The 13,134-nt window shown below is 71.1% G+C and carries 10 protein-coding genes and 1 pseudogene; 6 read left to right on the top strand and 5 right to left on the bottom strand.

From position 1 onward, the window contains the following. Nucleotides 1–10: 10 nt before the first annotated feature. Complete coding sequence (locus D7W82_RS18660; RefSeq protein WP_120619645.1) at nt 11–1,633, top strand: ABC-F family ATP-binding cassette domain-containing protein; 1,623 nt, start codon at nt 11–13, stop codon at nt 1,631–1,633. A 10-nt stretch (nt 1,634–1,643) separates the two neighbouring features. Here the strand turns inward: D7W82_RS18660 and D7W82_RS18655 are convergent, their stop codons facing one another. Genes D7W82_RS18655 through D7W82_RS18645 form a run of 3 tightly spaced genes read right to left on the bottom strand, consistent with a single transcriptional unit; the run spans nt 1,644 to nt 5,267 of the window. Further along, on the bottom strand, nt 1,644–3,083 hold the full coding sequence (locus tag D7W82_RS18655) for an aldehyde dehydrogenase family protein (protein ID WP_120619644.1): 1,440 nt from the start codon (nt 3,081–3,083) through the stop codon (nt 1,644–1,646). A gap of 26 nt (nt 3,084–3,109) precedes the next feature. After that, on the bottom strand, nt 3,110–4,561 hold the full coding sequence (locus D7W82_RS18650) for an aldehyde dehydrogenase family protein (RefSeq protein WP_120619643.1): 1,452 nt from the start codon (nt 4,559–4,561) through the stop codon (nt 3,110–3,112). 34 nt (nt 4,562–4,595) lie between these two features. Next, on the bottom strand, nt 4,596–5,267 hold the full coding sequence (locus tag D7W82_RS18645) for a TetR/AcrR family transcriptional regulator (RefSeq protein ID WP_120619642.1): 672 nt from the start codon (nt 5,265–5,267) through the stop codon (nt 4,596–4,598). A gap of 125 nt (nt 5,268–5,392) precedes the next feature. On the opposite strand from D7W82_RS18645, the gene D7W82_RS18640 reads away from it, so the two are divergent. Further along, nucleotides 5,393–6,019: a phospholipase D-like domain-containing protein gene (locus D7W82_RS18640; RefSeq protein ID WP_043322562.1), complete on the top strand. Its 627-nt coding sequence runs from the start codon at nt 5,393–5,395 to the stop codon at nt 6,017–6,019. A 46-nt stretch (nt 6,020–6,065) separates the two neighbouring features. Continuing rightward, nucleotides 6,066–7,457 (top strand): sensor histidine kinase, encoded by a 1,392-nt coding sequence (locus tag D7W82_RS18635; protein WP_233587788.1) that lies wholly within the window; start codon nt 6,066–6,068, stop codon nt 7,455–7,457. A gap of 9 nt (nt 7,458–7,466) precedes the next feature. Here D7W82_RS18635 and D7W82_RS18630 read toward each other — a convergent pair whose 3' ends face one another. Together D7W82_RS18630 and D7W82_RS18625 are read right to left on the bottom strand one after the other, a co-directional pair. Next, on the bottom strand, nt 7,467–7,841 hold the full coding sequence (locus D7W82_RS18630; RefSeq protein ID WP_014393392.1) for a helix-turn-helix transcriptional regulator: 375 nt from the start codon (nt 7,839–7,841) through the stop codon (nt 7,467–7,469). A gap of 424 nt (nt 7,842–8,265) precedes the next feature. Then, nucleotides 8,266–9,147 (bottom strand): nitronate monooxygenase family protein, encoded by an 882-nt coding sequence (locus D7W82_RS18625; RefSeq protein WP_120619640.1) that lies wholly within the window; start codon nt 9,145–9,147, stop codon nt 8,266–8,268. A gap of 238 nt (nt 9,148–9,385) precedes the next feature. On the opposite strand from D7W82_RS18625, the gene D7W82_RS18620 reads away from it, so the two are divergent. The 3 genes and pseudogenes from D7W82_RS18620 to D7W82_RS40980 form a co-directional block, all read left to right on the top strand. After that, on the top strand, nt 9,386–11,479 hold the full coding sequence (locus D7W82_RS18620; protein ID WP_120619639.1) for a HEAT repeat domain-containing protein: 2,094 nt from the start codon (nt 9,386–9,388) through the stop codon (nt 11,477–11,479). 49 nt (nt 11,480–11,528) lie between these two features. After that, a complete protein-coding gene (locus D7W82_RS18615; RefSeq protein WP_120619638.1) occupies nt 11,529–12,491 on the top strand; it encodes a ParA family protein in 963 nt (320 codons plus the stop codon). 9 nt (nt 12,492–12,500) lie between these two features. Beyond that, nucleotides 12,501–13,134: pseudogene (locus tag D7W82_RS40980) on the top strand (extensin-like protein); the annotation flags it as partial.

Genomic DNA, 13,134 nt, shown 5'->3' with positions numbered 1-13,134 from the left:
CGGTACGCACATGATCCGTCTCGACAACATCGGCAAGCAACACGGTCAGCAGATCCTCTTCATCGAGGCGTCGGCCGCGCTCCACAAGGGCGAAAAGGTGGGCCTGGTGGGCCCGAACGGAGCGGGCAAGACGACGCTGTTCCGGATGATGACCGGCCAGGAGTACCCGGACGAGGGACAGGTCTCCATCGACCGCGGCGTCACCATTGGCTACTTCAGCCAGGACGTGGGTGAGATGGACGGCCGCAGCGCGGTGTCCGAGGTCATGGACGGCGCGGGCCCGGTGAGCACCGTCGCGGCGGAGATGAAGCACCTGGAAGCCGCCATGGGTGACCCGGACCAGGCGGACAACATGGAGAAGCTCGTCGAGCGCTACGGCGTCGTGCAGGGCCGGTTCGAGGAGCTGGGCGGGTACGCGCTGGAGGGCCGCGCGCGGGAGATCCTCGCGGGCCTGGGCTTCAGCGAAGAGATGATGGACGGCGACGTGGGCAAGCTGTCCGGTGGTTGGAAGATGCGCGTGGCCCTGGCCCGCATCCTCCTGATGCGCCCGGACGCCATGTTCCTGGACGAGCCCTCCAACCACCTGGATATCGAGTCGCTCATCTGGCTGGAGAGCTTCCTCAAGGGGTACGAGGGCGCCCTGCTGATGACGTCGCACGATCGCGAGTTCATGAACCGCATCGTGACGAAGGTGGTCGAAATCGACGGCGGTTCGCTGACGACGTACTCGGGCAACTACGACTTCTACGAGGGCCAGCGCGCGCAGAACGAGGCGCAGCAGCAGGCGCAGTACGAGCGTCAGCAGGCGATGCTCGCGAAGGAGATCAAGTTCATCGAGCGGTTCAAGGCCCGCGCGTCGCATGCGGCGCAGGTGCAGAGCCGGGTGAAGAAGCTGGAGAAGATTGAGAAGGTGGAGCCGCCGAAGCGCCGCTCCACGGTGCTCTTCGAGTTCCAGCCGCCGCCGCGTTCCGGTGACGACGTGGTGAACCTGAAGCGCGTGTCCAAGGGCTACGGCAAGCGGACCATCTACGACGGCCTGGACTTCCTGGTGCGCCGCGCGGAGCGCTGGTGCGTGATGGGCGTGAACGGCGCGGGCAAGTCCACGTTGCTGAAGCTGGTGACGGGCACGACGCAGCCGGATGAGGGCACGGTGGCGTTGGGTGGCAGCGTGAAGATGGGTTACTTCGCGCAGCACGCCATGGACCTGCTGGACGGAGAGAAGACGGTCTTCGAGCAGCTGTCGGATTCGTTCCCCAGGGCGGGGCAGGGCTCGTTGAGGGCGCTGGCGGGCTGCTTCGGGTTCAGCGGTGACGAGGTGGAGAAGAAGTGCCGGGTGCTGTCGGGTGGAGAGAAGGCGCGCCTGGTGATGGCGCAGATGCTCTACGACCCGCCGAACTTCCTGGTGCTGGACGAGCCCACGAACCACCTGGACATGGGCACGAAGGAGATGCTGATCACGGCGCTGTCGCGCTACGAGGGCACGATGCTGTTCGTGTCCCACGACCGGCACTTCCTGGGAGCGCTGTCCAACCGCGTGCTGGAGCTGACGCCGGACGGCATCCACAAGTACGGCGGCGGCTACACGGAGTACGTCGCGCGCACGGGCCAGGAAGCCCCGGGCCTGCGCAGCTAGTCTGGCTGCGCTACTCGAACAGCTTGCTCGCGAGCCGGGCCAGGCGCTGGGCCTTGCCCCGGTAGGGCGGGAAGAAGAGGTTCGTGAAGGCCGTGCGGCCCTGCCGCACGACCGCGCGTTCGTGGCTGAAGGCCTTGAAGCCTGCTTCGCCGTGGTACGCGCCCAGGCCGCTCTGCCCCACGCCTCCGAACGGGAGGTGTGGGTTCACGTTGTGCAGCACCACGTTGTTCACCACCGTGCCGCCCGCGCTTGTCTCCTTCAGCAGGCGCTCCACCGTGGCCTCTTCCTGGCTGAAGACATACATGGCCAGCGGCTTGCCGCCCGCGCGCACCTGCGTCACCACTTCATCCAGTGACTCGAAGCGCAGCACCGGCAACAGCGGCCCGAAGATCTCTTCATCCATCACCGCCGTCTCCGGCGTCACGTCCGCCAGCACCGTGGGCGCGATGTAGCGCGTCTCCGAGTGCACGCCGCCCCCCGCCACCACCCGCGCGCCTCCCGCCACGGACTCATCCAGCAGCCGGCACACGCGCTTGTACGCGCCGTCATCCACCATCCGGCAGAGGTCCGGCGTCGCCCGCCGCGCCTCCTCCGTCTTCCCGTAGAAGCGCTCCAGCGCGGCCTTCATCCCGGACAGCAGCGCCTCTTCCTTCGACGCGTGCACCCAGACGTGGTCCGGCGCGATGCACGCCTGCCCCGCGTTCAGGAACTTGCCCCAGACGATCCGCTCCGCCGCCGCGTCCACGTCCGCTGACGCATCCACGATGACCGGCGACTTGCCGCCCAACTCCAGCGTCACCCCCGCCAGGTGCCTCGCCGCCGCCTCCATCACCCGCCGCCCCACGCGCGGCCCGCCCGTGAAGAAGAAGTGGTCGAACGGCAGCCGGAGCAGCGCCTCGCCCACCGCCGCGCCTCCCTCCACCAGCGCCACCTCGTCCTGCGGGAACACGTCCCGCAGCAGCTGCGCCAGGAAGCGCGCCGTTCCCGGCGTCTTCTCGCTCGGCTTGCACAGGACGGCGTTGCCCGCCGCCACCGCCGCCACCAGCGGCGAGACCAGCAGGTGGAACGGGTAGTTCCACGGCGCCAGGATGAGCACCACGCCCTTGGGCTCCGGGTGCACCTCGCTCTTTGTTCCCGTGAGCAGCAGCGGCGCCCCCACCTTGCGCGGCTTCATCCACGCCTTCAGGTGCTTCTGCACGTGCGCCAGCTCCAGCAGCACCGGCAGGATTTCCGTCGCCTCCACCTCCGCGGGCGGCTTGCGGAAGTCCTCGTGCAGCGCGTCCGCCAGCTCCTCGCGCCGCTCCAGGAGCAGCGCCTTGAGCTTCTCCAGCCGCGCGAGGCGCTCCTTCGGCCCTGTCTTCGCCAGCTCCCAGCGGCGCGCCTGGAGGCGGTCGAACACCGCCTGCAGGTCTCCCGGGACCAGGGCCTCCTCCACTGACACCACGCGCATGCCGGTTCCTCTCTCCACCCCGGGACCTACTCCAGCATCCGGGTCGCCTTGGAAGCCCATTCCTGGGTCTTTCCCCGATACGGGGGGAAGAACACCGCGGCCAGCGACTTCATCCACTGAACCATCACGGCCCGCTCATGGCTGAACGTCTTGAAGCCGTAGTGCCCGTGGTAGTTCCCCAACCCGCTCATCCCCACCCCGCCAAACGGCAGGTTCGGGTTCGCCACGTGGATGAGCACGTTGTTCACCACCACCCCGCCGGACGTCGTGTGCTGGAGCACCTCCTCCACCATCTTGGAGTCCTGCGAGAACACGTACAGCGCCAGCGGCTTCCCGCCTTCGTTGATGTGCGCGTAGACCTCCTCGCGCCGCTCGTACGTCAGCACCGGCAACACCGGCCCGAAGATCTCCGCCTCCATGATGGGCATCTTCGTCGTCACCCCGGACAACACCGTGGGGGCCACGTACCGTGACGGCGCGTCCGCCGTGCCGCCCGCTTCCACCTTCGCCCCCGCGGCGACCGTGCGGTCGAGCACTTCCTTGAGCCGACTCCACGCCGCCGGGTCCACCACGCGGGCGAAGTCCGGGCTCGCCTGACGCTCGGCCTCCGTCGCGCCGTAGAAGCGCGTCAGCACCGCCGTGAACGCCTCCAGGAACGCCTGCTGCTTCGACGCCGGCACGTAGATGTAGTCCGGCGCCACGCACGTCTGGCCCGCGTTGACGAACTTGCCCCACGCCAGCGCCTCCGCCGCCGCCTTCAGGTTCGCCGACGCGTCGATGATGACCGGCGACTTGCCGCCCAACTCCAGCGTCACGCTGGACAGGAACTTCGTCGCCGCCGCCATCACCTTGCGGCCGATGTTCGGGTTGCCCGTGAAGAAGAAGTGGTCGAACGGGTGCTGGAGCAGCGCCTCCGCCACCTCCGCGCCGCCCTCGAACACGGCGACCTCGTTCTCCGGGTACACGTCCCGCACCAGCTTCGCCAGGAAGCGCGACGTGTGCGGCGTCTTCTCACTGGGCTTGATCATCACCGCGTTGCCCGCGGCGATGGCCGCGATGAGCGGCGCCGCCACCAGCTGGAACGGGTAGTTCCACGGCGACAGGATGACCACCACGCCCTTCGCCTCGAAGCGCACGTGGCTGGACGCGCCCTTGAGCGTCAGCGGCGTCGCCACCCGCTTGGGCTTCATCCACGACTTCAGGTGCTTCACCGTGTGGTTCAGCTCCTCCAGCGTCGGGTGGATCTCCGTCAGCTCCACCTCCATCGCCGGCTTGCGGAAGTCCTGGTGGATGGCCTCCGCCAGCTGCTCGCGCCGCGCCATGATGGCCTCGCGCAGCTTGCGCAGCCTGGCGATGCGCTCCGCGGGAGTGCTGCGCGACAGGTTCCAGCGGTTCGCGCGCTGCGACTCGAACACCGCGCGGATGCGGTCCACTTCGACCGTGGCCTGGGGGAGGAGGGACGCGACGGCTTCCAGCATGACTCAGCTCCGTTTCAAGAAAGACGCGAATGGGTCAGCGGGCCTCGAGCCCGCGAAGAAGGGTGGTGATGGCCGCCGTCAGCTCGGCGGTGAAGTCCACGCGCAGGGGCGCCATGTGCGGCAGCGTCAGCACCTCGCGCGCCACGGGCGCGATGTCCGCCATCTGCCGCAGGCCCGTCATCAGCGCGTGCACGTGGCGGATGAGCTGGACCGCGGACTCCGGCGTGAGGAAGGGCAGCCGCGCCTGGAGCAGCGCCGCCGTCGTCCCCATGGACACGAGCACGCGCTCCTTGAACGCCTGGGCCTGCGCCACCGTGACGTTCTGCTCCAGCACCGTCTGCGCCCGCGCCAGGAGCCGCGTGAAGGTCTCTTCCCCCTCCAGCGACCCGGCCACCGTGCGCGCCAGCTGGTGGCCCGTCCACGTGCCGTCTTCGGCCAGGCGCCCGTTCAGCTTCGCGAACCACGCGGCGAGCAGGTCGTCCAGGAGCGCCAGGAACAGCGCCTCCTTCGTCGGGAAGTAGAGGAACACCGTCCCCTTCGCCAGGCCCGTGCGCGCCGCGACGTCCGCCATCTTCACCTCGGCGAACGACGTGGCCTCGAACAGCGCCCGCGCCGCGTCCAGCAGCTCCCGCCGCCGCGCTTCCTTGTCCTCGTCCCGCCGCGCCCGCGGCGGCACGACCCGCTTCTCGGCCAGTGCTCCCGCCATGACCCGGAGTTAAATGACCGCCGGTCACCGGTCAAGCCGGCGCCTGGGTCTTCTTCCACCGCAGGACGTTCACGAAGGGTGGGGGATGGTGTCGTGTAATCCCATGTGCGACGCTGGGTGACATGATGAGGCCCATCGACGCGGAGCTGCTGTCGGGGAGCGCGCTGTACCAGGAGGTGGTGCTGCGCAAGCTGGCCCATGCGCGCGAGTCGGTGTGGATGGCCACGGCCAACGTGAAGGCCATGTACGTGGAGCGCTCGAAGGGGGCGTTCGTGCCGCTCCTGGAGGTGTTGGACGGGCTGGCCGCCCGGGGCGTGGCGCTGCGGCTGTTGCACGCGGAGCTGCCCAGCCGGCCGTTCCGGGCCGCGTTCGACGCCCGCTCCCGGCTGGTGAAGGGCGGGCTGGAACTGAAGGTGTGCCCTCGCGTCCACTTCAAGGCGGTGGTGGTGGACGGCGCCTGGGTCTACCTGGGGAGCGCCAACCTCACCGGCGCGGGCCTGGGCGCCAAGGGCGATGATGTCCGCAACTTCGAGCTGGGTTTCGTGACGGAGGACTTCGACACCATCGACCGGACCACGGCCCTCTTCGAGGCCGTGTGGAGCGGCGCCGAGTGCCGGGGATGTCGGCTCCGAGCGGTGTGTCCTGACCCCATCTTGCCCTCCGGCGGCGGACAGGCGAAGAAACGGGGACGGGACGCGGTGCGCTTGGGGAAGTCCCGCCGGCTGCGACGTCCACGGGAGGACTCGACATGAAGCTGCACTTCGCGCCGCGCCACGCGCTCTGGGGGACCAGCGCGGGGTGACGCCTCCAACCTCCAGCGCGTGGGACGACGCGAACGCGGATGTCCGTGCCCGCCGTCGGGTCCGGCGGCGCACGTATTGGTGGTGCGCGCTGCTCATCATGCTGGGCTCGCTGGCGCACCCGTTGATCCTGGGAGGCTTCCGCGCGGACTTCCTCGCGGCGCACCTGGTCTGGGGCGTGGCGTTCCTCGCGCTGGGGACCGCGGTCGGCGCGGGGTGGCTGCGCCCGCCCTTCAGCGGCATCGCGGCGGGCGCCGTCAGCCTGACGGCGCTCACCGTGAGCATCCAGCTCACCGGAGGCCTGGAGAGCCCGCTGTTCCCCGCCTTCTACACGGTGCCCCTCCTGGTCACCGTCTTCGTCCCGGGCCAGCGCCTGCCGGTGTGGTCCGCCATCGGGGGCACGCTGGTGGCGGTGGGGCTGATGACGTGGCTGTCGCACGTGCCCTGGACGGTGTTCGTCAGCCAGTGCCTCAGCCTCGTCTTCGTGTTCGCGGTGTCCGCGCACGGCGCGGAGGCCTTCCGCAAGCTGCGCGCGGCCGAGCGCAACGCGCACCTGGAGCGCGTGGAGGCCCTGCGCCAGCTGGCGGAGAGCGAGTCTCGCCGCGCCCGCGTGGAGCGCCAGCGCGCGGAGGTGGAGCGGCTGGTGGTGGTGGGGCAGCTGGCCGCGGGCGTGGCCCATGAGGTGAACAACCCGCTCGCGTACGTGAAGTCGAACCTGCACTACCTCCAGGAGGAATGGGCGCACGGCGTGCCCGAGGACCTGGAGGACGTGCGGCGCGTGCTGGACGAGACGCAGCAGGGCGTGCTGCGCATCCAGCAGATCGTCACCGACCTGCGCCTGTTCTCCCGCGAGGCCCCCGACGAGCTGGAGTCCTGCGACGTGGCGCAGGCGCTGGCCGAGGCGCAGCGGCTGGCCTCGGTGCGCCTGCGCAGCCTGGGCGTGGTGGAGCGCGACGTGGCGCAGGAGCTCTTCCCCGCGCGCGTCACCGCCCGCCACCTGGTGCAGGTGCTGGTGAACCTGCTGCTCAACTCCGCGGACGCGCTGGAGGCCGCCCGCTCCAGCAAGCCCGCGCACGTGATGCTGCGCGCGCGCATGGAGGACGGCCGCGTGCGGGTGGAGGTGGAGGACAACGGGCCGGGCATCCCCGAGGCCGCGCTGCCGCGCCTCTTCGAGCCCTTCTTCACCACGAAGCCGCCCGGCAAGGGCACCGGCCTGGGCCTGGCGCTCTGCCGCGACTACGTGGCGCGCGCGGGCGGCACCCTGGACGCGGAGAACCGCGTGGAAGGGGGTGCGCGCTTCATCCTCCGGCTGCCCGTCGCCGGTACCGCATCCCCCCCTGTCCACCGCGAAGCGCCCGTGGACGCGAACGCGGAGCCCGTGGCCGAGTAGGCCCCGTCTTCATCGCTCCAGCGCGTGCGCCACCTGCCCCAGCAGGCGCAGTCGCGGGGAGTCCAGCTTGCGCACGGTGCGCATCAGGCGCCGCACCTCCGGACGCTCGCGGTACTCCGGCGGATCCTCCGCGAGCTGCGGCGCGCCGTCCTCCGTCACCGCCGCCGTCGCGCTCAACCCGAGCAGCACGTCCGACGAGCAGCTCAGCACGAGGCAGAGCTTCCGCAGCGTCCGCACGCTGGGCAGCATGTGCCCGCGCTCCAAACGGCCGTACACCTCGGTGGCGATGCCGACGCGCTCGGCGACATCGGCCTGCGTCAGCTCCAGCCGCTGCCGGGCCACTCGCACCGCGTTTCCAATGAGGGTTGCCAGTCGCTGTTCCATGGCGTGCAAAACCTGTCGAGAGAGGAGCTTCTCCCCCCGCTTTTCAGACGGAGAGGTACCGGGGAGAAGTCGCTGCCTTGCGTGACCTCGTGAGACACAGATTACGAGTGGGGTCTGACATCCCCGGGCGTGCGGACAGGGCCCGCAAACCCTCGACAATCCGCCGTTTCCGCCGTTCCCGCGCGCGCGTTTGGCAAGGCTTCCCGGGTGTTTTTTCTTGCGCGTCACGCGCGCCGAACCGGGGTGGTAGGCGGGCACGCTTCCGCCCCTCCCAAGACGTCACGGGAAGGCCTTGAGAGGTCGCCCGACGTGCCAGGTTGCTTCGTGCGGTTCACGACGGCTTCGAGGGTCCGGGGAGACCGCGCGCTTCCGGCCGAACGCGGCCGGAAGCGGGGCTCGACACCCGGGGGGCTTCAGTGCTGCTTCAGGATTCGGACGGCAGCGCGGCGCGGGCTTCGGAGTACTCGCGCACCATGCGCTCCACGACGGTGGCGGCGGGCAGCACGTCCTTCACGAAGGCCACGCCCTGGCCCGCGCTCCAGGTGTCCTTCCACGCCTTGCCCTGGCCCGCGCGGAAGCGCTCCAGCGCGCTCTTGATGAAGTTGCCGTGCACGCCCGTCACCTCCTTCGTGTACTCCAGGTCCTCCGGCCCTGAGTCCACCAGCGCCTGCTTGTAGTCGGGCGCGGCGCCGGCCTCCTCCGTGGCCAGGAAGCGCGTGCCCACGTACGCGCCATCCATGCCCAGCGCGAGCGTGGCGGCCAGGTGGCGCCCCGTGGACAGCGCGCCCGCGAGCACCACCGGCACGCCCAGCTCCGCCTTGAGCCACGGGCCCAGCACCATGGGGCTCAGGTTGCCCGCGTGGCCGCCCGCGCCGCTGCCCACCGCGACGAGCGCGTCCACGCCGGCCTTCACGGCCTTCTCCGCGTGGCGCAGCGAAATCACGTCGCTCCACACCTTGCCGCCGTACGCGTGCACGCGCTCCACGATGGGCGTGGGGTCGCCCAGGCTGGTGATGACCAGCGGCACCTGGCGCTCCACCGTCGCGGCCACGTCCTCCTCCAGGCGCTCGGCCCACTTGAGGATGAGGTTCACGCCGAAGGGCACGTCCTTGGGGAACGACGCGAGGAAGTCCCGGTACGCCTGCGCGGTGCGGTAGTTGAGCGACGGCACCGCCCCGATGGCGCCCGCGCGTCCGGCGGCCTCCAGGAGCGCCGCGTTGGACACCAGGAACATGGGGGCGGCGATGATGGGATAGCGGATGCCCAACATCCGGGTCACTGCGGTGTCGATGCGCGAAGGGGCCATGCGCGCATTGGAGCATGCGTGCGCGCGAGCGCGAGGCCGAAAAATCGGCCCGGGCGGCGTTGTCAATCACAGCGTGCCCTGGCGGGGGAAAACCCCTGGTGTTTCCGTGGTTTACGTAGCACGTAGGGCTGACATAAGGTGCCCGCCCCGGCGGCGAGCCGGGATACCGGGGAGTCCCTTCGGTGAAGCGAACCGGGGAGCGCCGCCGAGCGCCTTCGCGGGGAGGCCAGAGCCAGTCGTGAGTGACGAGCGTCCGGACGCGCTGCTCAAGAGCGCACTCGAAAAGATCGTCTACTTCGAGGCCCGTGCGCAGCAGTTGCATGGCGAGCTGGCGTCCGCGCGCGACGAGCTTTCGCACCTCAAGGAGGACCTGGCGGCGGGGCACCAGCGTGAGCTGGACCTGCGCCGGGAGGTGGCGTCGCAGGAGGTGAAGAGCGCCCGCGCGCAGGCCGAGCGCGAGGAGCTGTCCCGGCTCAACCACGCGCTGCGGCTGGAGCGCGACCAGCTGATGGCGAAGCTGCTGGACGCAAGCCGGATCCACTCCTCCGGGCAGGCGCGCGCCATGGCGGAGGATGATGCCGACGAGCTGGGGTTCGACCTGGCGTCGTTCATCTCCCAGCTGCGCAGCGAGGTGATCCTCCGCGGGGACGTGCCCGCGATGCGCGCGCCCTTCAACGGGCCGGCGGTGCCGCTGAAGGCCTCCGAGCCGAGCGTGCCGTGGGCGGAGCGTCCCTCGCCGGCCATTCCGCCCCGGACTTCGACGGTGGTGTCGGCCGCGGCGGAATCGGGGCTGTCGCCGGTGGCGCGCGAGGCGCAGCGGCTGCAGAGCGAGGGCCGCCTGCGGGTGAGCCCGGAGCAGATGGCGGAGCTGTCCGGGCATTCGGGCAGCACCACGGACGAGACGCTGTTCGGGTTCTCCGTGCGGGAGCTGTCGGCGGCGGACGCGGCGGCGCGGGTTCGCGCGGCGGAGCGGCTGAAGGCGCTGGCGCATCCGGCGGCGGCGCCCGCGCTGGCGGCGGCCCTGCACGCGGAGACGGACGCGACGGCGCAGGTGGCGCTGGTGCAGGCGTTCGCGGGGCTGTGCCGGGAGGAGGGCGCGTCGGTGGTGTCGCCGCTCTTGTCTTCGCCGGTGCCGGAGGTGCGCATCGCGGCGTTGAAGGCGCTCTTGGTGCTGGCCCCGAAGGACGCGGCGCCGCACCTGGCGCAGGCGATGAAGGACTCGGACCGGTCGGTGCGCCGGCGCGCGTCGCTGCTGGCCCTGGGGTTGGAGGGGGAGACGGCGCGGCGGCTGGGCGAGGACGCGATCCACGACACGGATCCAGAGGTCCGCGCGCTGGCGGCGCTGGCGCTGGGCGCGGGCCGGGGCGAGAACGCCCGGACGCTGCTGCTGGGCGCGCTGGACGACGGCGAGGCGCGCGTGCGCAAGGCGGCGGCGCAGAGCCTGTCGCGCATCCTGGGCCACGACGTGTCCGCGGTGGTCGCGCTGGATGATGCGCACCGGCGCCGGGAGATCCGCCGGCTGGCGACGCTGCCCGTGAAGCCCGTGCGCGCGACGCTGGACGTGAAGCCCGTGCGCGCGGCTCCCGTGGCCGCGGAGGTGGCGCAGCCCGTGGCGGTGCAGAGCGCGCAGCCGGTGGCGGCAGTCGCGGCGCAGGGTGCGCAGCCCGTTGCGGTGAACGCCGCGCAGCCGGTGATGATGGCGCAGGTGCAGCCGGTGGCCGCGATGGTCGCGCCTCGGGTGAGCGCCCCGGTCGCGGCGGCGCAGCCGCTCCCTTCGATTCCCGAGCACACCGCCGTGCCGGTGTCGCTCGCGGACGTCGCCGCGAACACCTCGCAGTGGACCGCTGCTCCGATGGCCGCCCCCGCGCTCGCGGTCGCCACCGTGGGCGCGGCCCGCTCCGCACCCGCTGTGATGCACGGCGCGGCTCCCGCGCCTGCCCGGGTCGCGAATGGCGGGCCCGTGTCCTTCGCTTCAGGCCCTGCCGCGCCGCCGTCGCGCCCGGTGGCCCCTGTTCCTCCCGCCGCGTCCGCGCAGCCCGCCGTGCGGCGGACGCCCGTGCAGGCCGCGCTGGTCGCCATGGGCGCGCCTCCTCCCGCCCGGGCTCCGGCGCCTGCCGCGGCGCCGCCGGTTCCTCCCAAGCGCGGGCCCTCTCCCGTGGAGGCGCTGTGTGGGGCGATGTTGCAGGAGGTGCGGGTCGCTGTCCGAGGACGCTCGCTCGCCGAGCTGACGTCCGGGCTGTCCGCTCCGGCGGAGCTGGCCCAGGAGGCTGTTGCCCTGCTGGTGGCCCGGGGGGCCATCGTGCGAAGGGGGCACAAATACTTCGCTGCTTGAGGCAAGGTGGGACTCGCCCAGGCCTCACACGTCATCCGAAGGGTCGTTCATGGAAGCGCCGACGTACAGCTCGAAGCAGGTAGCCGAGATGCTCGGCGTGACTCCGAAGTCCATCCCCGCGGAGCTGCGCAAGGACGCCTACGGCCCGGAAGACGTGTGGGAGCTGCGCACGACGCTCAACAAGTTCCCGCCCACCGCGGGCCTGCGCAGACAGCTCTTCCTCAACTTCAAGGGCGGCACCGGCAAGACGTCCCTGTCCACGTCCTACGCGTGGCGCCTGGCGGAGCTGGGCTACGCCGTCCTCCTCATCGACCTGGACAGCCAGGGCCACGCCACCAAGTGCCTGGGCTACGAGGGCGAGGACTTCGAGAAGACGCTGCTGGACGTGCTCGTGCGCAAGACGCCGCTCGCGCAGGTGGTGCAGAAGTCCACGCTGCCCAACCTGGACTTCATCCCGTCCAACCTGAGCATGTCCACGGTGGACCTGGCGCTGATGCCCATGGCCGGCCGTGAGTTCAAGCTGCGCAACGCGCTCAAGGACGTGGAGGCGCAGTACGACTTCATCGTCTTCGACGCGCCGCCGTCCTTCGGCCTGCTCAACCTGAACGCGCTGATGGCCGCGAACGATTTGTTCGTGCCGGTGCTCGCGGACTTCCTGTCCTTCCACGGCCTCAAGCTGCTGTTCGAAACGGTGCAGAGCCTGGAGGAGGACCTGAACCACGTGCTGGACCACGTGTTCATCGTGGTGAACTCCTTCAACGCCACCTTCAAGCTGGCGAAGGAGGCGCTGGAGGCGCTCCAGACGCACTACCCCGAGTACCTGCTGCCCACCATCATCCGGCAGTGCACCAAGTTCGCGCAGGCCTCCAGCGAGGGCCGCCCGGTGTTCGTGGCGGACCCCGCGTCCAAGGGCGCCAACGACATCCAGGCCATGCTGGACAACGTGCTGCCGCGCCTGGTGGCCGCGCACGCCGCGGCGGTGAAGGCCGGCACCGCGACGAAAGCCGGCTGAGATTTCCCCATGAAGAAAGCCTTCGAACAGAACGTGTCCCGCGCGAAGCCGCGCCTCCGCCTGGGGGCGCTGACGGGTGCCCTCGACCCGGCCGACCCCACGGGGACCGCCGCCGCCACGCCGGAGCCCGCCGCGCCGGAAGCGCCCGCGCCCGTCGCGGAAGCGCCGGACCTGTCCTCCGAGGTGCGCTCGCGCATCGAGCGCCGCGCAGGCCCGCGCCCCACCGCCGCCGAGGCGATGGAGGCCGCGCTGAACGCCCCGCCCAGGCACACCGCGCCGCCCCCCGCCGCGCAGGGGCTGCCGGCGGTGACGGCGCCCTCGTTCTCGCCGGTGTCCCACGCGCTGTCCGCGCTGGTGTCCCCGGAGGCCGCGCGCGTGGAGGAGGAGGCTCCGCCCGCGCCGTGGCTGGATTCGGATTCGGACTCGCAGGAGACCGCGCCCGGCTGGAACGTGGCGCAGGAGTCCGCGCCCGAGGAGTCCACCTGGGACGCGGACGCGGTGCCGCCGGTGTCGCACCGCGAGGTGGCGGAAGCCGTCGCCGCGTCCGCGTGGAACGTGTCCGTCGCGCAGCAGCGGGACTCCGCGGTCGAGGCCTTCGGCCAGGAGCCCCTGGGCGCCGAGCCGACGCCCACCCACGTGGAGC

The organism is Corallococcus sp. CA049B (genome assembly GCF_003611685.1).
GTDB classification, from domain to species: Bacteria; Myxococcota; Myxococcia; order Myxococcales; family Myxococcaceae; genus Corallococcus; species Corallococcus coralloides.
This window is presented reverse-complemented; position numbering and strand designations above follow the sequence as displayed.